The 23,358-nt window shown below is 63.8% G+C and carries 18 protein-coding genes; 13 read left to right on the top strand and 5 right to left on the bottom strand.

The features are described 5' to 3' along the window. Positions 1–132: 132 nt before the first annotated feature. Positions 133–1,344 carry an SfnB family sulfur acquisition oxidoreductase gene (locus tag JOH52_RS20465; RefSeq protein WP_014530302.1) on the bottom strand — a complete coding sequence of 404 codons (1,212 nt, stop codon included), beginning with the start codon at positions 1,342–1,344 and terminating at the stop codon, positions 133–135. A gap of 564 nt (positions 1,345–1,908) precedes the next feature. On the opposite strand from JOH52_RS20465, the gene JOH52_RS20460 reads away from it, so the two are divergent. From JOH52_RS20460 to JOH52_RS20440, 5 genes are all read left to right on the top strand, one after another. Then, positions 1,909–3,312 carry an FAD/NAD(P)-binding protein gene (locus tag JOH52_RS20460; RefSeq protein WP_014530303.1) on the top strand — a complete coding sequence of 468 codons (1,404 nt, stop codon included), beginning with the start codon at positions 1,909–1,911 and terminating at the stop codon, positions 3,310–3,312. Between the two features lie 133 nt (positions 3,313–3,445). Further along, positions 3,446–4,909 (top strand): FAD/NAD(P)-binding protein, encoded by a 1,464-nt coding sequence (locus JOH52_RS20455; protein ID WP_014530304.1) that lies wholly within the window; start codon positions 3,446–3,448, stop codon positions 4,907–4,909. Between the two features lie 182 nt (positions 4,910–5,091). Continuing rightward, entirely contained in the window at positions 5,092–6,474 is a 1,383-nt protein-coding gene (locus tag JOH52_RS20450; RefSeq protein WP_014530305.1) for an NfeD family protein, read from the top strand. Beyond that, positions 6,471–7,241, top strand: a complete 771-nt coding sequence (locus JOH52_RS20445; protein WP_004434817.1) for a slipin family protein — start codon at positions 6,471–6,473, stop codon at positions 7,239–7,241. The genes JOH52_RS20450 and JOH52_RS20445 overlap by 4 nt, the downstream gene beginning before the upstream one ends. A gap of 175 nt (positions 7,242–7,416) precedes the next feature. Continuing rightward, positions 7,417–7,902, top strand: a complete 486-nt coding sequence (locus JOH52_RS20440; RefSeq protein ID WP_014530306.1) for an NUDIX hydrolase — start codon at positions 7,417–7,419, stop codon at positions 7,900–7,902. A gap of 24 nt (positions 7,903–7,926) precedes the next feature. Here JOH52_RS20440 and JOH52_RS20435 read toward each other — a convergent pair whose 3' ends face one another. Genes JOH52_RS20435 through nirB form a run of 4 tightly spaced genes read right to left on the bottom strand, consistent with a single transcriptional unit; the run spans position 7,927 to position 14,496 of the window. Further along, entirely contained in the window at positions 7,927–9,060 is a 1,134-nt protein-coding gene (locus tag JOH52_RS20435) for a siroheme synthase family protein (protein ID WP_014530307.1), read from the bottom strand. Next, positions 9,032–11,689, bottom strand: a complete 2,658-nt coding sequence (locus JOH52_RS20430; protein WP_141333320.1) for a nitrate reductase — start codon at positions 11,687–11,689, stop codon at positions 9,032–9,034. Before JOH52_RS20430 ends, JOH52_RS20435 begins: the two co-directional genes overlap by 29 nt. A gap of 2 nt (positions 11,690–11,691) precedes the next feature. After that, complete coding sequence (gene nirD / locus JOH52_RS20425; protein WP_013850550.1) at positions 11,692–12,030, bottom strand: nitrite reductase small subunit NirD; 339 nt, start codon at positions 12,028–12,030, stop codon at positions 11,692–11,694. A 3-nt stretch (positions 12,031–12,033) separates the two neighbouring features. Further along, positions 12,034–14,496 (bottom strand): nitrite reductase large subunit NirB, encoded by a 2,463-nt coding sequence (gene nirB, locus JOH52_RS20420; protein ID WP_095919548.1) that lies wholly within the window; start codon positions 14,494–14,496, stop codon positions 12,034–12,036. A 736-nt stretch (positions 14,497–15,232) separates the two neighbouring features. Here nirB and JOH52_RS20415 point away from each other — a divergent pair. From JOH52_RS20415 to JOH52_RS20380, 8 genes are all read left to right on the top strand, one after another. Further along, entirely contained in the window at positions 15,233–16,210 is a 978-nt protein-coding gene (locus tag JOH52_RS20415) for a C4-dicarboxylate TRAP transporter substrate-binding protein (RefSeq protein ID WP_014530311.1), read from the top strand. A 181-nt stretch (positions 16,211–16,391) separates the two neighbouring features. Next, positions 16,392–16,904 carry a TRAP transporter small permease gene (locus JOH52_RS20410; RefSeq protein WP_014530312.1) on the top strand — a complete coding sequence of 171 codons (513 nt, stop codon included), beginning with the start codon at positions 16,392–16,394 and terminating at the stop codon, positions 16,902–16,904. After that, positions 16,901–18,214: a TRAP transporter large permease gene (locus tag JOH52_RS20405; protein ID WP_010975938.1), complete on the top strand. Its 1,314-nt coding sequence runs from the start codon at positions 16,901–16,903 to the stop codon at positions 18,212–18,214. Before JOH52_RS20410 ends, JOH52_RS20405 begins: the two co-directional genes overlap by 4 nt. 87 nt (positions 18,215–18,301) lie before the next feature. Beyond that, entirely contained in the window at positions 18,302–18,853 is a 552-nt protein-coding gene (locus JOH52_RS20400; RefSeq protein WP_014530313.1) for a MaoC family dehydratase, read from the top strand. 232 nt (positions 18,854–19,085) lie between these two features. Then, positions 19,086–20,153 carry a LacI family DNA-binding transcriptional regulator gene (locus tag JOH52_RS20395; protein ID WP_014530314.1) on the top strand — a complete coding sequence of 356 codons (1,068 nt, stop codon included), beginning with the start codon at positions 19,086–19,088 and terminating at the stop codon, positions 20,151–20,153. A gap of 30 nt (positions 20,154–20,183) precedes the next feature. Next, a complete protein-coding gene (locus JOH52_RS20390) occupies positions 20,184–20,930 on the top strand; it encodes a transporter substrate-binding domain-containing protein (protein WP_010975935.1) in 747 nt (248 codons plus the stop codon). Positions 20,931–21,003: 73 nt separating this feature from the next. Then, positions 21,004–22,653: an amino acid ABC transporter permease gene (locus JOH52_RS20385; RefSeq protein ID WP_010975934.1), complete on the top strand. Its 1,650-nt coding sequence runs from the start codon at positions 21,004–21,006 to the stop codon at positions 22,651–22,653. 25 nt (positions 22,654–22,678) lie between these two features. Further along, the gene (locus tag JOH52_RS20380) at positions 22,679–23,347 is read left to right on the top strand and encodes an SDR family oxidoreductase (RefSeq protein ID WP_010975933.1); all 669 of its coding nucleotides are present in this window, start codon (positions 22,679–22,681) and stop codon (positions 23,345–23,347) included. Positions 23,348–23,358 lie beyond the last annotated feature (11 nt).

Below are 23,358 nucleotides of genomic sequence, written 5' to 3'. Positions count from 1 at the left end.
ACTCTTCCGCACCGCAGACGCGGCGCTCTCATCCCTGTGACAGCACAGGGATGAGGGCGGAGGATGCGGTCCCCCCGCGGCAGACATTGGTTAACGTCCACACCTTGAAGTCATCAACGCGAACGTTCGTCCTCACAGCAGCCCGCCGCGCGGCTTTACGCCCTTGAGGTGGTAGTTGCCGACGAGGTGATGTTTCCAGCGCACCGGGTCCTGCAGTGCGTGGGCGCGGGCGTTGCGCCAATAGCGGTCGAGATTGAGCGCGACTTTGGCAGAGGCGGAGCCGACGAGATCGAAAAGCGCATTGGCTGCCTCCAGTGCGGCCTCGGCGGCAAGGACCTTGGCGGCGGTAACCGAGAGGCTGGCTTCGACCGCGTGTTCCTCGGTCGGATCGACCTGAGCGGTATCGACCTTGCGACCGGCATGCTCGATGAGCGCGGTGGCCGCCTCGAGGCGTATTGCGACTTCGCCGACCCTGGCGGTCGTCAAAGCATCCTCCGATGCCCGCTCCATGCCGTTGCCCTTGGCAACTGCCGCGTCTCGGACGAGATCGAGGGTCTCCCGGAAGGCCGCCCGCGCGATTCCGAGATCGACGCCGGCATGGATGATCTGGCCGACGGAACCGACCGTGTTCGGTCGCTCGAAGCCGCGGTGATGCGGCACGACAGAACCGAGATCCACATGAACTTTCTCAAGGACCGCGGTGCCGCTGCCGGTGACGCGCTGTCCGAAACTGTCCCAGTCGTCGATGATCCGGACGCCGTCCGCTGCGCGCGGAACGAATGACATGGTCATGCGGTCGGCGGCGTCGAGCGCGGAGATCGCGAGCCAGTCGGCGAAGAGAACGCCCGTACAATATTGCTTCCGGCCGTTGATGCGGTAGCCCGCGCCATTCCCGGTGATCCGGGTTTTCTCGTCGCCGATGATCTTGTCGCCGCTTTCCGAAAGTGCGCTGCCGAAGCGGTCCCCTGCCATGGCGCGACCGAAGAAGAACTGTTTCTGCTCTTCGGTGGCATGCTGACGCAGCGCCTCGAGGACGTAAAAGTGGCCTTGCGGGATCTGACCAATGGAGCTGTCGGCCTCCGACAGGATCGCCGTGATCTCGGCAAGCACGACGTTGGAGACGTCGATGCCCTCGTATTCCGATGGAATGCTGATCGCCAGCAGCCCCGATTGGGCCAACTGGTCGAGTTCGTCGTGAGGAAGGACGCGCTCCAGGTCGCGCTCGCTGGCGCGATCGGAGAACCGGAGCGCCAACTCCCTTGCAATCGCCAGGGCCTCTTCCTCGCTCTCGATGCGGTGCGGCGTCGGCTTGGTCTTTCCGGCGAATTGCGAGATGTTCCCCATCCTTGTCCCTCCGTGGAGCATTGCCGCCGCCCTCTAGTATGGAGCAGACGCTATTTTCTTCCAGCCCCTCCCGGAAGCGGTCGCGCAGGTGGGCGCTCGGTAGGGGTGATTGCTTGGAGTAAGAAAATTCCCTTGCAAAACAGCGGGGTATGCGTGTCGACGGCGTGCCGTTGCCGTCCCCTCGACAAAATAGCTTGCCGTTGGCCAACTTTGCAATAGAATATAAAAATTATAGATTACTCCGAAAAGGATGACCACCATAGGCCGAAACGTTGCCGCATGTTTCTTACGTCGGAGTCGATTTGAGGGTACAACATGCAAGAACTGGAAGTCCTGCAGCGGCCATTGCGCGCGCTAGGCGGTATTCGGCCGGAGAATTATTTCGCTTGAAGCGGGAAGGAGGCGGCGCAAGGCGTTCTTTGGCTGGCGCGTCGATCCGGAAAATCCCGACGGGCGAGCGGTATACGACCCCGTGAAATTCACCAGAGCTTTTGTGTGTCTCGAAGTCCTGCTTAAGAGTTGCCCAGATCACGGAGCGACAGCCAGCTCGCGAAAGGAGCTCACATGACCGTTCTTGGATTGTTTGCCGACAGGTCAGCGACGGCCGCCTCGTCCTCGAAGCCGTTGATTGCGATCGTCGGCCGTGGATTTTCCGGCATCATGATGGCGATCGCGCTAATGAAGTCGATGCGGGGATCGTTCCACCTCACCATGTACGACCCGCATCCATCGATCAACGGCGGCCAGGCCTTTTCCGCGGCGCAGCGCTGCGAGATTCTCAACAGCCGGGTGCGCGACCTCTCGGTCGCGGCCGGCCAGCCCGACGATTTCAACGACTGGCTTTGCGCCAATGATGAGTTCCGAACAGCCGTTCCGGCGGCAATCCCGGGCTTTCGGCAGATTTTCGTGCCGAAAGGCATCTTCAGCGACTACGTGCATCAGCGCTTTTCCGAGGCGCTTGCCCGACGTTCCGACATCACCGTGAGGTTCTCCCACGAGCAGGTCACAGGCTTGCGGAAACTCGCAAGTGGTCGCTTCAGCCTTGTGCGCGACGGCGGACATGACGCATGCGACATCGTCATTCTTGCAACGGGCTTCGGCGTGCATCCACGCGACCTCGAGGTTTCTGACGAGGAGCGACCGCTTATGCGGACGCGCCGCCTCGTCGACCCGCGCCACGCGGTCCTGCTCGGCAGCGGCATTCGCGTGGTCGACCAGCTTTTCCAGATGCGCGATAACGGTTATGCGGGAAAAGTCACGCTCGTTTCGCGCCACGGCTTCCTGCCGCAGGCGCATACGCAGCTCGCAGCAGCCCCGAGTTTCCCCGTCGATCCGATGCCGCAGGGCCTGCGCCGGATCGTTCGGTTCGTGCGTCAGGCCTGCGCCGAAGCCGAAGCGAAGGGGCAAAGCTGGCAGTCTGCCATGAACGGCCTGCGCCGGCGGGCGCGCTCGCTCTGGCAATCGCTCTCGGCGCAGGAAAAGCGGCAGTTCAACCGTCACCTGCGGGCCATCTACGACAGCCACAGAAACCGCCTCCCGGCGGCTGTCCACGCGCGGCTGCAGCAGGAACTTGCCGAGGGGCGGACCGTGCTTCGCCGCGGGCGGGCGGGGCGGCGACTGCCGGAAGGCATCATGGTGCGCTGGGCGGGCCAGCATGCCGAGGAACTGCTCAGGGCCGATCAGGTGATCGAATGCCGCTGTTCCGCCCCGGACCTTGGTACGCCGTTGCTCCGGAGTCTTTTTGCGGGCGGGCTTGCCGAACCCGATGAACTCGAGCTCGGCATAGCGGTCAGTCCGACGGGAGAAGTCTTGAGCCCGTGTGGACGCACGCCGAACCTCTTCGCGATCGGTCCGCTCGGATTGGGGAGCCTGCCCGACATCGACCTCGTACCTGAGATCGTCACCCAGACCTATGCGGCAGCAAGGCTTATCGCGACAGGCAAGCGACTGGCGCTGAAAGCCGGATAGACGCTACCTCGGCGGCCGGATTGGTGGTCGACGAATGCCGATCACCCGGACCGCTGTGGGCAGTAGCGGCCAGGCAAATTCACACGGTTGACTCAACGACGGCACGGTCGTCGCTGCGCAGCAGGTCTTCGATATGATGGATGCCGTCGACCATTACAGCACGCGCCCGACCGTCGCAATCATCGGCGGCGGCTTCACCGGTGCCGTGGTCGCGACGCACCTGGCGCGGGATCGCGCCATGGATGGCTGGCAGATTGCCCTGTTCGAGCCGCGGGAGCGGCTGGGATGCGGCCTTGCATACGATACCGCGGAGCCCGCGCATCGCGTCAATGTCCCGGCCGCGCGCATGAGCATCGATCCGGACGATCCCGACCATTTCATGCGCTGGCTCGAGCTTCGGGGCGAACCGCGCGACGATCCCGAGGCGCTTGCCCGCGACGGCCATCTCTATCCCGCCCGGCAGCTCTTCGGTCGCTATGTCGCCGAGACGATCGCGCCGTTCCTGGAACACGGGCGCATCGCACACCATCGGGAGAGGGTGATCGCCGTCGAGCGTCAGGGAGCGGCCTGGGCAGTTCGCGGGGCGGGCGGGACGCTAAGGCGCGCCGACGTGCTGGTGGTGGCGACGACGCACCCGGCCCCGCAGGCGCCCGCGGGCATCGGCGCTGTCCTCGCCGGGCACCCACGGTACGTACCGGATTCGACCGAGCCGGATGCGCTCGACAGGATCCGGTCCGGTGACCGCGTGCTGATCATCGGCACGGGACTGACTTCCGCCGACGTGATCGCCACTCTGCGCAGGCGCGGGCACAAAGGGCCGATCACCGCCTTTTCCCGCAGGGGTCTGCGTTCGCGTGGACATGCCGACCGGGCGCAGGACCCCTATGGCGACTTCGTCTCGCGGCCTTGGAGATCGGCAGCGAAGTTGCTCTCCCAGGTGCGCCGGACGATCCTCGATGCGGAAGCGGAAGGCTTTACATGGCATGCGGTCCTCGATGCGCTCAGAGCACAAGGCGGTGAGATCTGGCGCAATCTGCCCATGACCGAGCGGCGGCGGCTTGTCCGTCACGTGCGGCCTTTCTGGGATGTGCACCGTTTTCGTGTGGCTCCGCAAATCGATGCGGTCGTGAGCGCGGGGCTGAGGGACGGCGATATACGCGTCCTCGCCGGTTCGATCGCTCATATTGCGCGCGTCGGCAAGAATGTCGCGGTTACTTTCCGGAGGCGGCGGGCCGGCGGAACGGAAGAAGGGGAATTCGACGCCGTGGTGATCACCACCGGCCCGGCGCACCGGTCGATCCTGCAAAGCCAGTCCTGGCTGGAGTCGCTCGGAGCCGCAGGCTATCTGCGCCCCGACACGGTCGGACTGGGCCTCGCCTGCAGCGAAACCAGCAGGGCGCTCGACAGCGAAGGCAGGGAGGTGGACGACCTCTTCGTCGCCGGTCCTCTCGCCCGCGGCACCTTTGGCGAACTCATGGGCCTGCCGCAGGTCAACGACCACGCCATTTTCGTGGCGGCGCAGATAGCCGCGCTGGCACAGGCGCGCCGGGTGCACCGGGGCGCGCGTCCGCACTCGGCCGCGGCACCGGCCGGCTGACGCCCGTCCCGGCAACGCCGATGCAACTTCTGCGGCAGCATGCCTGCGGCATCGCTTACGCTTTCCGCGATTCTGCACTATATTGGGATGCGTTGATTTTCGACGAAAGGTGGAGCGGGCGAGGTGGTTTGCAGCTATCCGCCTGCGCCCGCAGACGAGAAGCCGTGAGGTATCGACGGCGAATGGCTCGCATCCTCATCCTGTTGTTCAGTCTCCTGTCGGCCTTCGCATTTCCTGTCACGCCGGTGCCCGGAGCCGAGCGCACGGCGCTCGTCCTGCACGTCAACGGCGCCATAAGCCCCGCCGCGGCAGAATATGTGACGCGCGGCCTTCAGCAGGCCAGGGATCGCGGCGCCGCGCTGGTGGTCCTGCAGATGGACACGCCCGGCGGACTGGATACGTCGATGCGCGACATCATACGCGCCATCCTCGATTCTCCCGTGCCGGTCGCGAGTTTCGTATCTCCCAGCGGAGCGCGGGCGGCAAGCGCCGGCACCTATATCCTCTATGCGAGCCACATTGCGGCCATGGCGCCGGGGACGAATCTGGGCGCCGCGACGCCGATCGCCATCGGCGGAGGATTGTTTGGCAATGACGAGCAGGAAGGCGAGGAAAAGCCTGGCGATCCGGACAAGCCGGAGCCTCGCAAACCGGCCAATGCCGGCGAAGCGAAACTCATCAACGATGCGGTCGCCTATATCCGCGGCCTCGCGGAGTTGCGCAACCGCAACGTCGACTGGGCGGAGCGGGCCGTGCGCGAGGCCGCGAGCCTTTCCTCCGCCGCAGCCACGCGCGAGCAGGTCATCGACTTCACCGCCGTCAGCGTCGACGACCTCTTGAAGCAGGCCCACGGCCGCGCCGTCCGCATCGGCCAATCCGATGTCCGGCTCGATACGTCCGGGCTCGCCATAGAGGATCTGCCGCCGGACTGGCGGACGCGCCTGCTGTCGGTGATCACCAATCCGAACGTCGCACTCCTCCTGATGATGGTGGGACTCTACGGGCTCATCTTCGAGTTTCTCGCGCCCGGCACAGTGGTGCCGGGTACAATCGGCGGCATAAGCCTCCTGCTCGGTCTCTACGCGCTTGCGGTGCTGCCGGTCAGCTATGCCGGCGTCGGCCTCATCCTCCTCGGGGCGGGGCTGCTGGTGGCGGAGGCGCATGCGCCGTCTTTCGGCGTGCTCGGCCTCGGCGGCACCGTTGCCCTGGTGCTGGGCGCTGCCATTCTCTTCGATACGGATATGCCCGGACTGCAGGTGTCCTGGCCTGCACTGAGCGGTATTGCGATAGCCAGCCTGGCTTTCAGTCTGCTGGTCGCCCGTCTCGCCCTTGTGTCCCGCCGGCACAAGGTCGCCACCGGCGCGGAAGAGATGATCGGCATTTCCGGCAAGGTCGACAGTTGGGCGGGAGCGGACGGCTACGTGATCGCGCATGGCGAGCGGTGGAGGGCCGTCAGCAGTGAATCGCTTGGCCCGGGAGAGGACGTGATGGTCGTCGGCCGTGAGGGCCTCACGCTCAAGGTGGCGCGCAACGCTGCGCCCGGAGGAGATGGAGACCGCTCATGACCTGGCTTGGAAATCTTGCGCCCTTTGCCGCCGCGCTCCTGTTCCTGCTGATCGTCGTCGCCTATGCGATCAGGATCCTCAGGGAATATGAACGCGGCGTGATCTTCACGCTCGGCCGTTTCACCGGCGTGAAGGGACCGGGGCTGATCCTGCTCCTTCCCTATGTGCAGCAGATGGTGCGCGTCGATCTCAGGACCCGTGTTCTCGACGTGCCGAGCCAGGACGTGATCTCGCGCGACAATGTTTCGGTGCGGGTCAGTGCTGTGATCTATTTCCGGGTCATCGACGCGGAGAAATCGACGATCCAGGTCGAGGATTTCATGGCCGCGACGAGCCAGCTCGCCCAGACGACGCTGAGATCAGTACTTGGCAAGCACGATCTGGACGAGATGCTGGCGGAGCGCGACCGTCTGAACGAGGACATTCAGAAGATCCTCGACGTGCAGACCGATGCATGGGGCATCAAGGTCGCTACCGTCGAGATCAAGCATGTCGACATCAACGAATCGATGATCCGGGCGATAGCGCGCCAGGCCGAGGCCGAACGCGAAAGGCGCGCCAAGGTCATCAATGCCGAGGGCGAGCAGCAGGCCGCGGCGAAACTGCTGGAAGCGGCCGAAATTCTCGCCCGGAAACCGCAGGCGATGCAATTGCGCTATCTCAGCACCTTGAATGTCATCGCCGGCGAAAAGAACTCGACGATAATCTTCCCGTTCCCGATGGAGATCGCCGACATGCTGGCGACGAAGAAGGAGGGTTCCTCCTAGAGCGGGATGAGGAAAAGTGTGTGCGGTTTTCCGCCCGCATCCCGCTCTAACTTTTTGGAAACGATCACGTTCATGTTTAGGTCGACCCGACCTAAAAGCATCGTGATCTAGAGCGGGATGAGCAAACTGAGTGTGGTTCCGTCGGAGGTGCGCAGTTTCAAACGGATAGGTCGAAATGCCGAAGAAAAGTGCGGGCGTTCTGCTTTATCGATACGAGGCGGGCAACCTCCTCGTTCTGCTCGTCCATCCGGGCGGGCCTTTCTGGATGAACAGGGACCTCGGCGCCTGGTCGATCCCGAAGGGTGAGTATGATGCCGATGAAGAGCCGGAAGCCGCTGCGCGCCGGGAGTTCCTCGAGGAGACCGGCATCGCGATAACGGGCCCCTTGGAGTTTCTCGGCGAGGAGCGCCAGAAGGGCGGCAAGCTCGTCACGGCCTATGCGCATGAGAGTGAATTCGACGTAGCCAGCCTGCGCAGCAACGTGTTCGAGACAGAGTGGCCGCCGCGGAGCGGCAGGATGCAGGTCTTCCCGGAGGTCGACCGCGCCGGATGGTTCACGCTCGAGGAGGCGCGCAGCAAGATAAATGTTGCGCAACGGCCGTTCATCGATCGGCTGGAGGCATCGCGGAACGCCAACCGCTCCGCGGGCTCCGCCTCCTGAGCGGTTGCGTTCACCCGGTCTGCATCAATGGGCAGCGCGCAGGCCCGGTTGCGAGACCTCCCTCCGGCGGAAGGCCACCTGGATCACGCCGGAACGGCAAGGTGCCGCCTCGACACCCGGCACGATCTCGACAGGAACTCCAAGGCCTTCAAGCGCTGCGATCTCCTCGACGGTACCGGCAAGCGCCATCGGGTTCCCGGACCGAAGGCGCACAACGCGCTTCCCTTCCCCGACGAGAGCCGCGATGTCTCTGCTTCGACCCTTGGCGCTCGGCGCGACGGGGACGCGCCTTGCCTCCCGGCGCGCCAGTTCCAGGACGTCGTCAGGGATCCATTCGTCAAAGAGGATCACGTCGGCGGCTTGCAGGGCGCGAACCGCCTTCAAGGTAAGGAGTTCCGCGTCGCCGGGTCCGGCGCCGACGATGGTGACGCGGCCGATGGCGGAGGGGCGCGTGACCAGACGATCCACCTCCGCCATCAGCCGCGTCTCTACACCCTCCTCCGGTGCATCCAGAAAGACCCGGTCGACGAAGCGCTCCCAGAAGGCGCGGCGCGCGGCGCCTGGTTTCAGCCGCGCGTTCACGCGGTCGCGGATCGCCTGCGCCACCGTCGCCCACTGTTTGAGTGCCGGCGGCAGCAGGGCTTCGATCCGCCGGCGGAGCGCCTGCGCCAGGATCGGTGCCGCGCCGTCCGTCGAGATCGCGACGACCACGGGCGAGCGGTTCACGATCGATCCGAACTGGAACGCACAGAAGGCCGGTCTGTCGATGACGTTGACAGGCACGCCGGCGCTCCGCCCGGCCAGGAAGAATGCTTCCGCATCGGATTGCTCGTCGCAATCGGCAACGGCGATTGCCGCGTCGCGAAAAACACCGACATGCCACGCCTGGTCGTGGTGAATGAGCCGGCCGCGATCATGTGCGGGCCCACGGGCGAGGAGGTCGAGGAAGAGATCGCTCAGCGACGCATGTGGCGCGTAGACGTGAACTTCGGCGCCGCAGGCCGCCAGCAGCTCGGCCTTCCAGGCGGCCGCATCGCTGGCGCCGGCGACGACGGCCTGTTTGCCGTTCAGGGGCCAGAAGAGCGGCAGCGTCGCGAGTGCGGCCACGCGTTGAGGCTTTTGGGCCAGATTACTCCGCAGCGAGGGTGAGGCAGCCATTTATGATTCCCTTGATCTCCGCGCGGCAGGAGCCGCAATTGGTGCCGGCGCTGAGCCTCTCGCCCACCGCTTCGACGCTGTGGCAACCGTCGCGGACGGCGGCAGTGATCTGGTTGACGCCGACGCTGAAGCACGAGCAGACGGTCGCGCCCGGATCGGGCGTGTTGGCGCCCGGGCGGCCGGCGGTTACCGCGAAGCGCTTGGCGAGATTGTGGTGCGAAGCGCCGAGCTGCGATACCGCCCAGCTGCGCGCGACGGCGACCGGCCGCGAAGAAAGGAACAGGGTAGCGAGCAGCCGGTCCCCTTCGAAAAAGGCCAGGCGAAGCTCGCCGGAGGTGCGGTCCGTATAGCCGATCGGTTCGATCCCGGCGGCGATCGCAAAGGTCTTCCGGCACCAGTCGAGCCAGTCGGCATTCGTTTCGGCGAAGGCGAGTTCCACCCGCCACCCGCCCTCGGCCCTGGCGAGCGCCCAATAGGCGGCGTCGAGTTCCTGAGGTTTACGCGCCGAAACCGCGAAGCCATAGGCGGCGGCCGCAAAGCGGCTCGCACGGACCGGCATGTTCTTCGACGCCGGCTGGCCGGAGACCGGGTCGGTGACCGGCGCAACCAGCGCATCGATCCGGGCCTTGGAGGCGAACTGGTCGTTCCAGTGCATGGGCACGAAGAGATTGCCTTCCGCCTGCCGGTCGGTGACCAGCGCCCGGACGATCGCCGCCCCGTTCGGACTTTCCAGGGTGACGAGGTCAGCGTCGCTGATGCCGGCCCCCTGTGCGTCACGCGGATGAATCTCGACGAAGGGCTCGGCGAGATGGCCCGACAGCCGGGCGCTCTTGCCCGTGCGCGTCATGGTATGCCAGTGGTCGCGCACCCGGCCGGTGTTGAGCGTGAAGGGGAAAGCATCGTTAGCACTTCTTGGCCGTGGCACCTCGACCGCGACGAGGCGCGCGCGGCCATCCGGATGATAGAATGCGCCCTCGGCAAAGAACCGCTTCCTCTGCGGCGCGCTGCCCTGGGGCTGCGGCCACTGAAACGGCCTCAGTCCGTCATAGGCTGGGCCGTCGATCTCCGCATGGGCGCTGATGTTGAAATCGCGGCGTCCTTCGTTTTCGAACCCCGAAAGCGCGGCGTGCTCGGCGAAGATCTCGGCTGGTGAACCATGGGTGAAGGCCGCGGCGAAGCCCATGCGCCTTCCGACTTCGGCGAGTTGCCACCAGTCGGGCCGCGCTTCGCCGGGGGCTGCGAGAAAGGGGCGCTGGCGCGAGATGCGGCGCTCGGAATTGGTGACCGTACCGTCCTTCTCGCCCCAGCCGAGCGAGGGCAGGAGCACGTGGGCGTGGCGGGCCGTGTCGGTCTCTCTCACGATGTCGGAGACGACCACGAAGGGGCAGGCTTTGATCGCCGCTTCGACGGCATCGGCGTCGGGCATCGAGACGACCGGGTTCGTCGCCATGATCCACAGCGCCTTGATGCGTCCGTCTGCGACCGCGCGGAACATGTCCACCGCCTTGAGGCCGGGCTTGCTCGCCACTGCCGGCGCGCTCCAGAAGCGCCGTACCTGATCCCGGTGGAGCGATTTCTCGATGTCCATATGGGCGGCAAGCATATTTGCCAGCCCCCCGACCTCCCGCCCACCCATCGCATTGGGTTGCCCGGTCAGCGAGAAGGGTCCCATTCCCGGCCGGCCGATGCGGCCGGTCGCAAGATGGCAGTTGATGATGGCATTGACCTTGTCCGTCCCGGCGGCAGACTGGTTTACCCCCTGGCTGTAACAGGTCACGACCTTTTCGGTCGCCTCGAAGAGCCGGAAGAAGGCGCGAAGCTGCGCCACTGTCAGCCCGGTCGCCTTGGAAAGCGCGGGAAGCTCGAACCTGGATGCGGCCGCGACGGCTTCGTCGAAGCCGCTCGTGTAATTCGAGATATAGTTCCGGTCGACCGCACCGCTTGCGGCGAGATGGGCAAGCAGGCCGTTGAAGAGGGCGACGTCTCCGTCGGGCGCGATTGCCAGATGCATGTCGGCGATGTCCGCGGTCATCGTGCGCCGGGGGTCGATGGCGACGATCTTCATCTCCGGGCGGTTTGCCTTGGCTGCGGAGAGACGCTGATAGAGCACCGGATGGCACCAGGCCAGATTGGAGCCCGTCAGCGCCACGAGTTCGGCGAGCTCCAGGTCCTCGTAAGCGCCCGGCACCGTGTCGGAACCGAAGGCCCGGCGGTGGCCCGCGACGGAGGAGGACATGCAGAGCCGGGAATTGGTGTCGATATTCGCCGAGCCGATGAAACCCTTCATCAACTTATTGGCGATGTAATAGTCCTCCGTCAGCAATTGTCCCGAGACGTAGAAGGCAACCGAATCGGGACCGTGCTCGGCGATACTGCGCGAAAAGCGTTCGGCAACGAGGTCGAGCGCCTCGCTCCAGCCTGCGCGACGGCCGCCGATTTCCGCGTGAAGGAGGCGGCCGTCGAGATCGAGCGTCTCGGCGAGCGCCGACCCTTTCGAACAGAGCCTGCCGAAATTGGCGGGATGTTCCGGATCGCCCTTGACGCTCACTGCGCCGTCATCCCTCACGCGCGCAATGACGCCGCAGCCGACGCCGCAATAGGGACAGGTGGTCTTCACCTCGTGCGCCATGCTTATTCCGCCGCTGCCAGTGCGAGGCTCTCAAGCGCGACGAACAGCGCGCCATTGTCGTTGCGGATGGGGATCGTGCGCACTTCGCCTTCGTCGGCACCGAGCGCCTTGCCGGTCTCGAGCGAGATCACCCAATTGTGCAGCGGGCAGGTGACGGCCGTGCCGTGCACGATCCCCTGGGAAAGGGGGCCGCCCTTGTGCGGGCAATGGTCCTCGATAGCGAAGACCTCGTCATCGGCGGTCCGGAAGACCGCGATCTTGCCTGTGGGCGTCCTGACGCAGCGGGCGCCGCGCAGCGGGATGTCGTTGATATCGCCAATTGCAATCCAGTTCATCGTCATCGATTACTCCGCTGCCTGATTGAAGCCGACCGTCGCCATCGGCCGGAACTCGTGCTTGTCCTTGCCGGAGACCCGTTCCGACCAAGGGTCGACCTGGGCGAATTTCTGGCTGAAGACGAAGCGGTCGAAATAGGCCTTGCGCTTTTCCCCATCGTCCATGATCTGCCGGCGGATCTCGGCGAGGCCGACGCGCTTTGCCCATTTGTAAATGCGCTCGAGGTAGCGGGCCTGCTCGCGATACATCTGCGTCAGCGCGACGATATGTTCGAGCGCCTCGTCCTCCGTCCTGACCAGACCCAGAACCTCGGTGCCCTTGATGTCGAGGCCGGCGGCACCTGCGAAATGGATCTCGAAGCCGGAGTCGACGCAGATGACCCCGACGTCCTTGCAGGTCGCCTCGGCGCAATTGCGCGGGCAGCCGGAGACGGCCATCTTCAGCTTGGCCGGCGTCCAGGAACCCCACATGAATTTCTCGATGCGGATGCCGAGGCCGGTCGAATCCTGTGTGCCGAAGCGGCACCAATCGGAGCCGACGCAGGTCTTCACCGTTCTGAGCCCCTTGGCGTAGGCCTGACCCGAAACGAAGCCCGCCTGGCCGAGATCGGCCCAGACGGCGGGCAGGTCCTCCTTCTCGATGCCGAGCAGGTCGATGCGCTGACCGCCGGTCACCTTCACCAGCGGCACGTTGAACTTGTCGACGACATCGGCGATGGCGCGAAGTTCCTTCGAATTGGTGACGCCGCCCCACATGCGGGGTACGACGGAATAGGTGCCGTCCTTCTGGATATTGGCGTGGACACGCTCGTTGATGAAGCGCGACTGGTAATCGTCGGCATATTCATCCGGCCAATCGCAGACGAGGTAATAATTGAGGGCGGGGCGACACTTCGCGCAGCCGCAGGAGGTCTTCCATTCCAGTTCCTGCATGACGGCGGGAATGGATTTCAGCTTCTTCGCCTTGATCAGGCGCCGCACGTCGTCATGGCCGAGATCGGTGCAGTTGCACATCGGCTGCACCGCAGCCGGATTGTAGGTGTCGCCGAGCGTCAGCGACATGATCTGCTCGACCAGGCCGGTGCAGGAACCGCAGGAGGCGGAAGCCTTGGTGTGGGCGCGCACGTCGTCGAGCGAGGTCAGGCCCTTGGAGGTGATCGCTCCGACGATCTTGCCCTTGCACACGCCGTTGCAGCCGCAGATTTCCGCATCATCCGGCAAGGCTGCAACGGCCGCCGTAGGGTCCAGCGGAGATCCCCCCTGATAGGCCTGGCCGAAGATAAGGGTGTCGCGCATTTCGGAGATGTCCGTCCCGCGCTTCAAAAGGTCGTTGAACCAGGCACCGTCGGCGGTGTCCCCATAGAGCACGGTACCGATGATGCGGTTGTCTTTCAGTACGAGCCGCTTGTAGATGCCGGCAGTGGCATCACGCAGCACGATCTCCTCGCGTCCGTCGGCATCGGCGAAGTCGCCGACCGAATAGAGGTTGATGCCCGTCACCTTCAGTTTCGTCGGCGTGTCGGAATGCGCGAAGGCGGCGCGACGGTCGCCGGCGAGGTGGGAGGCGGCGACGCGCGCCATTTCGTAAAGGGGCGCGACGAGGCCGTAGACCATGCCACCGACTTCGGCACACTCGCCGAGTGCCATGATGTCCCCGTCGGACGTCTGCATTCCGGCGTCGACGACGATGCCGCGATTGACGGCCAGCCCGGCTTCCTTGGCAAGACCGGCATTCGGCCGGATACCGACGGCCATCACGACCAGCGTCGCCGGAATGATCCGGCCATCGTCGAGTTCGATGCCCTCGACCTTCTCCTCGCCGAGGATGCGCTTCGTGTTCGCCTTTGTGACGACCTTGATGCCGCGCTCTTCGACGGCCTTCTGCAGGAGGTAGCCTGCGGCCGGATCGAGCTGGCGCTCCATCAGTGTCGGCATGACATGCAGAACGGTGACGTCCATGCCGCGTGCCTGAAGACCTGCTGCCGCCTCCAGCCCGAGCAGGCCGCCACCGATGACGACGGCCTTTTCGCGAGATTGCGCCGCGAGCAGCATCGCCTGCACATCGTCCAGATCGCGATAGGTGATGACGCCGCGCAGTTCCTTGCCCGGCACGGGGATGATGAAGGGCACCGAACCGGTGGCGATCACCAGCTTGTCATAGCCTTCCGTGACGCCGTGGTCGGAGGTGACGGTCTTGGCGTCGCGATCGATCGCAATGATCTTGTGGCCCTTGTAGAGGGTGATGCCGTGCTTGATGTACCATCCGTCGCCATGGATGATGATCTCCTCATACTCCTTCTCGCCGGATAGCACCGGCGAGAGCATGATGCGGTCGTAATTGACGCGCGGCTCAGCGTTGAAGATCGTTACGGCATAACGCCCGGGCGCCTTTTCGAAGAGCTCTTCCAGCATCCGGCCCGGAGCCATGCCGTTGCCGACGATGACGAGTTTCTCGCGTGCAGTTTCAGTCATGTGGTCACTCCGCAGCTTCTGCGAAGCGGGCGCTCATAGAAAAATTCGAGCAGTGCTTCGCGGCAGTTCAGGTCGGTTCGATTTGGCCGGCCGAAACCGGCATAAAAAAACGCCGCTCGGAAATTGCGCTCCGGGACCGGGAGGAAACCCTTACGGAGGCAAAGACCTTGCGACGTCGGTGTCTTCGGCAGGCGTATGCGGCGCCTGAGCTCGCTTCAATCGCCATTGACCGAAGCAGCTGTAGGAATGCAAATGCTGTGCCAGATCTCTGCCCTTCGGCTATTGCCTTGAAAACTCTGCAAAAGGCGGAAAACGCCCCTTGTCGCGAAGTAAGCCGTTTGCTTTAAAAGTAAGCCGTTTGCACTCGGTGATGAAATTTTGTGCCGTTCGCGAAGATCAGCCGATTGGTGCACCGGTCTTGCCGCGCCCTTTCTGGTGCCAGCGCCGTCATCCTCGGCGTGACCCTGGTCAAGGATGACGCTCGGAGGAGCGCAGGATCGCGGGCCGAGGATGGATCGACTGCCGGGCCCTCCGAGATCCGGACGGTCCGAAAATTTATTTAGGAATAGATTGTTCGCGCGAATTGAGCCGTCGCGATGTGAAAACCGTCGACGTTTTCTCTGTTTTGAAGGCCATCGAGGGACGATTCATCGCTTGACGCCATTCGTTCATTTGTGAATATATTATTCAAACTTGTGAGAGTCCGGAGGCGGAGTCCGGGAATAGGGAGGACAGCATGAAAACCTTGATCGCTGCGGCCGCGATGGCTGCATTGTCGTTCTGCGGCATTGCCAACGCGCAGGAATACAGCCTGCGCTTCTCGACCTCGCAGGTGAATCCGAACGAGCCGATCATCAAGGCCATGAAAACCTATGCCGAGCGTGTCGGTGAGCGCTCCGGCGGACGCATCGCCATTACCGTCATGACGGGCGATCAGCTCGGCGCGCAAAAAAAGGTCAATGAGATGGTGATGAGCGGCGCAAGCCTGCTCAGCGCCACCGATTATGGTCAGCTAGGCCAGTTCGTGCCGGATCTGTCGATCCTCGCCGGCCCCTATGTCTATCCGGATCTGGCGGCGACGGACCGTCTCTTCGCTTCGGATCTCTACAAGGACCTTTCCGGCACGCTGGAGGCGCGGGGCATCAAGATCATCATGCCGAACGGCCTGTTCGGCTACCGTCACATCATCGCCAACAAGCCGGTTCGCTCACCCGCGGACCTGGCCGGCGTCACCATTCGCGTCCCCTCGTCGCCGATCATGATGGCGACCTTCGGCAACTACGGCGCAAGGCCGACGGAATTGCCGTGGGGAGACGTCTACAATGCGTTGCAGACCGGAGTCGTCGACGCGGCCGAAGGCCCCTTCGGCTCGATCGCCGGGGCGAAGCTGAACGAGACCCGCAAGGTCATTTCGAAAACCGGTCACCAGATCATGTTTACGGCCTGGGTGGCCTCCAGCCAGTTCTTCAACAGCCTGCCCGAGGACCTGCAGACGATCCTGCTGGAGGAAGGGCAGACGATTGCCAAGGAACTGACGCAGATGACGCTGGAGACGGACGACGCCTATGCAAAACAGCTCGCCGCCTCCGGCGTCGAGATCGTGACCGATGTCGACATTCCGTCATTCATCGAGGCCTCGCGTGCTGCCTATGACAAGGTGCCGAACATCACGCCCGGCATCTATGATCAGGTGCAGAAGGCGATGGCAGAGTAGGAGACGCCGGTTCCAAAGAATTAGAGCGGGATGTGGGCGGAAGACCGCACACACTTTTCTTCACCCCGCTCTTGGACACAGCTGCCGCGGGGCCGCGTCTTCGCCGGCGTGATCGCGCCCCGAATGCCAAACGGGCCTGCATCGACGCCAGTTCGGATTGCCCCTTAACAATCGAGGCATCATGGAAAGCTCACGCTCGCCGGAGGAGACAATTCCTCTCTTCAGCCTGCGCCGCGCCGATGAGGCAATCGGCGTCGCGGCGCTCCTCGTCATCGTCTTCTCGATTCTCTGGGGGGTCGTCAGCCGTTATGTCTTTCCGCAGCCGGCCGCCTGGACCTATGAACTCGCGATGATGGTCTTCGCCTATCTCGTCTTCTTCGGTGCCGTCGCGGGCGTCCGTCTCGGCACGCATGCGGCGATCGACGTGCTTGTCGCGGCCCTCCCGGACAGCTGGCGGAAAGCCGTCGCCTGGTTCAACTATCTGCTGCTGGCGCTCTTCTTCATCGTCATGACCATCCTCTTCACCTGGCAGGCCTGGACCTCACGCAATGTGCATACGATCGCACTCGATCTGTCGCGCAGCCTGTCCTATGCGCCTCTGGCGCTCGCCTCCGCCGGGATGTTCGTCCAGCATCTGATCGTCGAGAGGCCCTGGGTCGCCCGTCAGCACCGCAATTTGGAATCGCTGATATGACGCTGTTCCATCTGGCCGGCCCCTCGCTTCTCGTCGTCGTCCTGTTTTTGCTGTCGACGCCGATCACCTGGGCCATGGCGATCGGAGCGTTCGCCTTCTTCCTCATCAATATGGACATGATCCCGCTCGCCAATTTCGCGCAGGAAATGGCTGAGGGCAGTCAATCCGTGTCCTTGTTGGCGCTGCCGCTGTTCGTTCTTGCCGGCTGCATCATGAACGCCTCGGGCATCACGCGGCGTCTGTTGGCGCTTGCGGACGTGCTCGTCGGCCACATGACGGGCGCGCTGGCGCAGATGTGCACTGTGCTCGGCACCTTGCTCGGCGGACTTACCGCATCTGCCAATGCCGATGCGGCGATGCTCGCCAAGACGCTCGGCGTCGAGATGTCGCAACGGGGCTACAGCCGGGCCTTCGCCGCGGTCATCACATCGTCGGCGGCCATTATCACGAGCCTCATTCCGCCGTCGATCGGCCTTATCGTCTATGGTTTTCTGGCGGAGACGTCCATCGGCCGGCTCTTCGCAGCGGGTGTCATACCTGGCCTCGTGCTGGCGACCGGGCTCATGGTCACCACCTATTTCATCGCCCGCAAGCGTGGTTACAAGCCGTTGCGCAAGGAGCGTGCCACCCGCGCGGAGGGCGTCCGGGCGCTGATCGACGGGCTCTGGGCGCTGTCGATCCCGGTAGTGATCTTCGCCGGTACGCGATACGGTCTTTTCACCACCACGGAAGCCGGTGCGGTGGTGGTCGTCTACGTGCTCTTCGTCGCCGTGTTCGGCTACCGCGAATTCACCTTCCGCCAGATCCCGGAGGTTCTTGCCGAGGCCGTGCGCGATTCGGCCGTGGTCATGATCATGATCTGCGCGGCGGCAGCCTTCGGTTTCTATCTCGCCTGGGAGCAGGTGCCGCAGGCCATGTCCGGCTGGCTCGGCGAAGCCACCGATAATCCGCTCCTGATGCTGCTCCTCATCAACGTCCTGCTGATCGTCATCGGCACGGCGATCGAGGGGTCGGCGGCGCTGATCATCCTGACGCCCATGCTGATCCCGATCATCGACGGCGTGGGCATCGATCGCGTGCATTTCGGCGTCGTCTTCATCACGAACCTGACCATCGCCGGCATCACGCCGCCGGTCGGGGGATTGATGTACATCTCGTCCATGGTGCTGAAAGTGCCGATGATGGCCTATGCCCGCGAAGTGCTGCCTTACCTGGCGATGATGATGGTCATTCTCGTCATGCTGAGCATGTTCCCGCAGCTGTCGCTTTGGCTGCCGAACCTGGTCTATGGGACGACGGCGGTCCAATAGCGCGACGAAATACGACCTCTGCGCCACGGTGGCGCAGAGGTCGGAAACGGCCCTGGTAATCCCGGCCTTCTTACGCAGGTACTGATCATGGATGAGTTCACGCCCACCGTCGGAGTTTCTTCGACACGTCCCGCCGACATGCCGGAAGACCATTCCGCTTTGCCGGTCTGGAACGCCGAAAACTGGTTCTACGAGGATTGGCCCGTCGGTCAGCGCATCCGGTCGTTACGCCGGACGATCGGCGAGAGCGATAGCCATCTCTTCAATACCCTGGTCGTCGACATCCATCCTTATGTCCAGGACCAGATGTTTGCGGAGCGGGAAGGCATCTTCGGCCGTCGCCTCGTTGCCGGCGCCTTCGTGTTCTCGGCCGGTCTCGGCCTCGTCGCTACCAACTGCGTCAACGCCTTTTCCTATGGCTACGACAAACTGCGGTTCATCAAGCCGGTCTTCATAGGCGACACGATCTACACGATCCGCACCAACATGGAAAAAACGCCCCGCTACAAAGACCTTGGGCTCATCCGCGCCAGCTACCAGGTCTTCAAGACCGAGGGCGAGCTGGTGCTCTACTGCGAGCATCTGCAAACGGTGAAATACAAGAACCCGGCGGATTTTGCCGGCAATACCGAGAAGTAGAGAACAGAGACCGAAGAAAACGAGCTTCCGTTTGCCGGCGTCGTCGTAATCGACATGCTCGTTTCTCGGCATCCTGTTGCGCGCCGTTTCTCGTGGCGCAGGCATTATCCTCAATCGTTCGCCGACATATCCACCAATCGCATATACTCATGCGAACACGGAATAAAAACGTTTATATTTTTCGTTGAAATCGTTTTTATCAACTGATACGGCTTTCGTCGGGAGGCCGATCATGGAAAACACGCAGTCGCCGCGCGCACGGCCGGGGATCAAGGCTTTGGCCGAGGCTACGGGCTATTCCATTGCGACCGTGTCGAAGGCGCTCAACGGCTCTCCCATGGTTGCGCCGGCCACGAAGGCGCTCATCCATCGCGCCGCTGCAGAGATCGGCTATCGTGCCAACGCCCGCGGCATGGCGCTGAGGACCGGCCGGACCTGCCAGGCTGCCGTGCTCATGCCGGTAACGGCTGCGCGCGACTATGAATGGGACGGCGTCGAATATACCCAGATCCTCAGCGGCATCAGTCAGGCGCTGGAAGGCAGCGACTATCGCATGTCGGTCCACGTCGTGCGCAATGTGGAGGACGGCTGCGAGGTGGCGCGCCGGATCATCGATGAGGGTCTGGCGGACGGACTGATATTCTCAGGCATACGCGCGGACGACCCGCGCATCGATCTTCTGGTCGAGAGCCGGTTTCCCTTCGTCTCTCTTGGTCGCTGTCGGAAGCCCCTCGACTACGCGCATGTCGACATCGACAACGAATGGGCGGCCCATGCGGCGACCGCCCGGCTGATTGCCGGCGGACACCGGCGGATCGCGCTCGTCAATCCGCTCCGGCATCTCTCCTACGCCGAGGACAGGGTGGACGGCTTCTTGCGGGCTTTTCGCGAGGCGGGCCTATCGCCGTCCGACGATCTGATCGCCGAAGGCGACCTTTCTACCCATTTCGGCCGCGAGAGCGCGCTCGGGCTTCTCGACGCGGCGCGGCCGCCGACGGCCTTCGTCTGCAGCAACGAGTCGACCACGCTCGGCGTGCTTTCGGGCCTGGGCTCGCGTGGACGGCGGATCGGCGTCGATGTCGACGTGGTCGCCTATGACGACATCAATGTCAGCGCCTATTTCACGCCGCCGATCACGACCTTCTATCAGCCCATCGAAGTTCTCGGGCGAACCCTCGGGGAGTTCCTGCTGCGGCGCATGGCGGGGGAGGATGCGCGGTCGTTGAAACAGGTTTTCAGGCCAAGGCTGATCGAGAGGCAGCCCGACAGTCTCGGCGGGCGGCTACCTCACAGCGTTTGAGAAACGACTTTTACAACGGAGGAGAACAACATGAAAAAATTGATGATCGCACTTGCGGTTGCGGTTCTGGCCTCGGGCGGGGCCTCGGCCGCCGATCTCGGCGGGAAGCTGCTTAAGGTCGGCTCGGACACGACCTCGCCGCCGATGGAGAGCGTCGATCCCGCGACCGGCCAGATCGTCGGTTTCGATATCGATGTGGTGAATGCGATCTGCGCCAAGATCAATTGTCAGGCGGAATTCGTGACCACCGGTTGGGACGGCATCTTCGCAGCGCTCGACCAGGGCAACTTCGATCTCGTTGCCTCGGGCGTGTCGATTACCGAGGAGCGCAAGAAGGCCATGGACTTCTCGGATCCCTACATCGTCAACAGCCAGGCGGTACTGATGCGGGTCGAGGACCAGGGCGTGTCGCTGGAGGACTTCAAGTCGAAGGGCAAGAAGCTCTCCGCCCAGGCCAACACCACGGATGCGCAGGTCGCCGAGGGGGTGGTCGGCAAAGAAAACGTCGTCGCCTATGACAGCTTCAGCGCCGCGATCATCGCGCTCAAGAACAAAGATGTCGATGGCGTCGTCATCAACGGGGCCAATGCTGCCGCTTACGAACGCGAGTTCGTCGGCGAACTCGTGGTGGCGATCCGGGATCTCGAATCCGATCCGCTCGGCCTCGTCTTCCGCAAGGGCGATGCCAATGTCGCCGCCTTCAACGAAGGTCTGAAGATGATCCGCGACGACGGCACGCTGGATCAGCTCGTCAACAAATACTGGGGCGTGAAGTAACCTCATCCGAGCACCCCCGGAGCGGTCTGCGCTCCGGGGCCGAATTTCTGCGCAGGATCCCCGGGAGGGATGAATGTCGTTCCTGAGAAGCGTGCGGCCCAGCAATCTGATCATTCTGACAGCGCTGCCGTTCATCATCTATCTTTTCGCCTCCTCCGGAGACTACCAACGTTCGCTGAGAGCCATTCTCGGAGTCGAGAACGGCTCGTCCGCCTTCGTACCGGGTTTCCTTGCTCTGCTCGTCGCCTTTGGCTCGGGTGTCGCCGTTCTCGTCTTTTCCCGAGCCAAGGCGCCGCGGCCGCGGCTGGCGCTCGCTGCCGCCGTACTCAATCTCGCTGCGGCGGCCTCCGTGCTTCTGAGCGACGCCGTTCACCCCTACCTTGCGTCGGTCGTCGCCAATGCCGTCGATCCCTTCACGTCCGATCTCGTTGTGAAGGGGCTTAGCCCTCGGCAACTCACGGACGCCGCGGACATGACCCTGCGCGGCATCGAGGCCGTGCTTTTTCCGGCCTATTTCGCGCTGACACTGCTCGGCTTCATGCTTTTCTTCGGTGCCGGCAAGGCATCCACGCCGGAAAGCATCATGCGCCGCTTGGGAGCGTTAAGCATCGGCCTCGTCAGCAGTGGGGGGCTCCTGTTCATCCTCTTCTTTGCGCATATCGCCTTTGCCGCCGGCGTGGCGACGACGGTTCGCGCAGCCATTGCCGCCTATCTTCTCGCCGCGATCATCGGCCTCATCTGGGTCGGATTGCTTCAGTTGCATTATACGGCGCGCACCAGCATCATCTTCGCGCTCGCGACCCTCGGCCTGACGCTCGTCGCCGCCTGGTTCCTGTTGCAGCCTCGCACGGCCTATGTGCTTGCGGGGCGGCTCGACGGCACGGTCGCGATCGTCAGCAACACGCCGTCCGGCCTCATAGGCGCGGTCCGTTTCGGCCAATATCCGGGCGCGCCCGGTGAAGAGGCGGCGGTGCGAACCTTCCTTGGCCCGGCGGAGGCAGTCGCGGCGATGGAAAAGAACGAGGTGACGGCGGCGCTTCTGCCGTCGGCAGCCGTACCCGGGGGCTTGCCGCTCCTTTGGGAAACGGCGGCCTTGAACGATCGCGACCGGGCCGCAGGCATCACTTTCGCCGTCCTGGCAATCATCCTCGGTCTGCTCACCTTCGGCGGCTATCTGCACCGCCGTCATCCCCTGGCGATCGGCTCGGAGTTCGTCGTCGACACGATCCGCGGCATTCCGATGCTGGTGATCGTACTCTATGTCGGCCTGCCCTTAAGCGGGGCGCTGAAGGATGCGACACAAGGCGTGCTCGATCCGCCGAACCTGATGCGCGGCATCGTCGCTATGGCGCTCGCCTATTCCGCCTATCTGGCGGAAATCTTCCGCTCCGGCATCAATGCGATCCCGATCGGCCAGATCGAAGCGGCGCGCAGCATCGGGCTCAACCGGTGGCAGACGGCGCGGCTGGTGGTCCTGCCGCAGGCGTTCCGGATCATCATTCCACCGCTCGGCAACGAGCTGATCGCGATCCTCAAGGACACGTCGCTCCTGTCGATTCTGTCGATCCGCGACATCACCCAGCGCATGCGCGAGTTCCAGTCGGCGAGTTTCCTGCCCTTTGCGCCCTATAACTCGGCAGCCATCTTCTACATCTTCCTGACGCTCGCGGCGGCGAGCCTCATCAACATGATCGAGCGGAAATATGACATCAAGCATCGATAGGAGAGGGGAAGAGGGTGCGCGCACGGTGCTGATCACCGGCGCATCGCGGGGCCTTGGTCAGGAACTTGGACGGCAATATGCAGCCGCCGGCTGGCGGGTGATCGCCTGCGGCCGTCAACCTTCGGCGGGGAATGGGGAAACCGGCATCGAACGTCGGATACTCGACGTCACGGACGCCAGCTCGATGGCGGCGCTTGCCGAAAGCCTCGGCGAGCGGCCGATCGATGTCCTCATCAACAATGCCGCAATCCGCGGCGATACAGGCGGACTGTCGACCGTGGAGCCCGAGGATTTCCTGGAGGTGATGCGCGTCAATGCCCTGGCGCCGATCCTGATCGTGCGGGCGCTGCTCCGCAATCTCCTGGCTGGCGGCGATCGCATCGTCGCCAATATCAGCAGCCGCGCAGGATCGCTTGCCGAGGGCACGCTCGACGACGACGAAGGAGACTATGCCTATCGTTGTTCGAAAGCGGCGCTGAACATGGCAACGGTCAAGCTCGCCCAGGATCTGCGCCCGCACGGTGTCACCGTGCTGTCGCTCCACCCCGGCTGGGTCAGAACCGATATGGGCGGCCCTCAGGCGAGTGTGCCGGTTGCGGAGAGTGCCGCAGGCCTGAAGGCGATCGTAGGCAGGACCGGGCTCGCCGAGAGCGGCAGCTTCCGGGCCTTCGACGGCAGAACGGTATCGTGGTGAAGCGAGTGGAA

The organism is Sinorhizobium meliloti (assembly GCF_017876815.1).
Taxonomy (GTDB): domain Bacteria; phylum Pseudomonadota; class Alphaproteobacteria; order Rhizobiales; family Rhizobiaceae; genus Sinorhizobium; species Sinorhizobium meliloti.
Note: the sequence above shows the minus strand (reverse complement) of the source record. Positions and strands in the feature narration are given on the sequence as shown.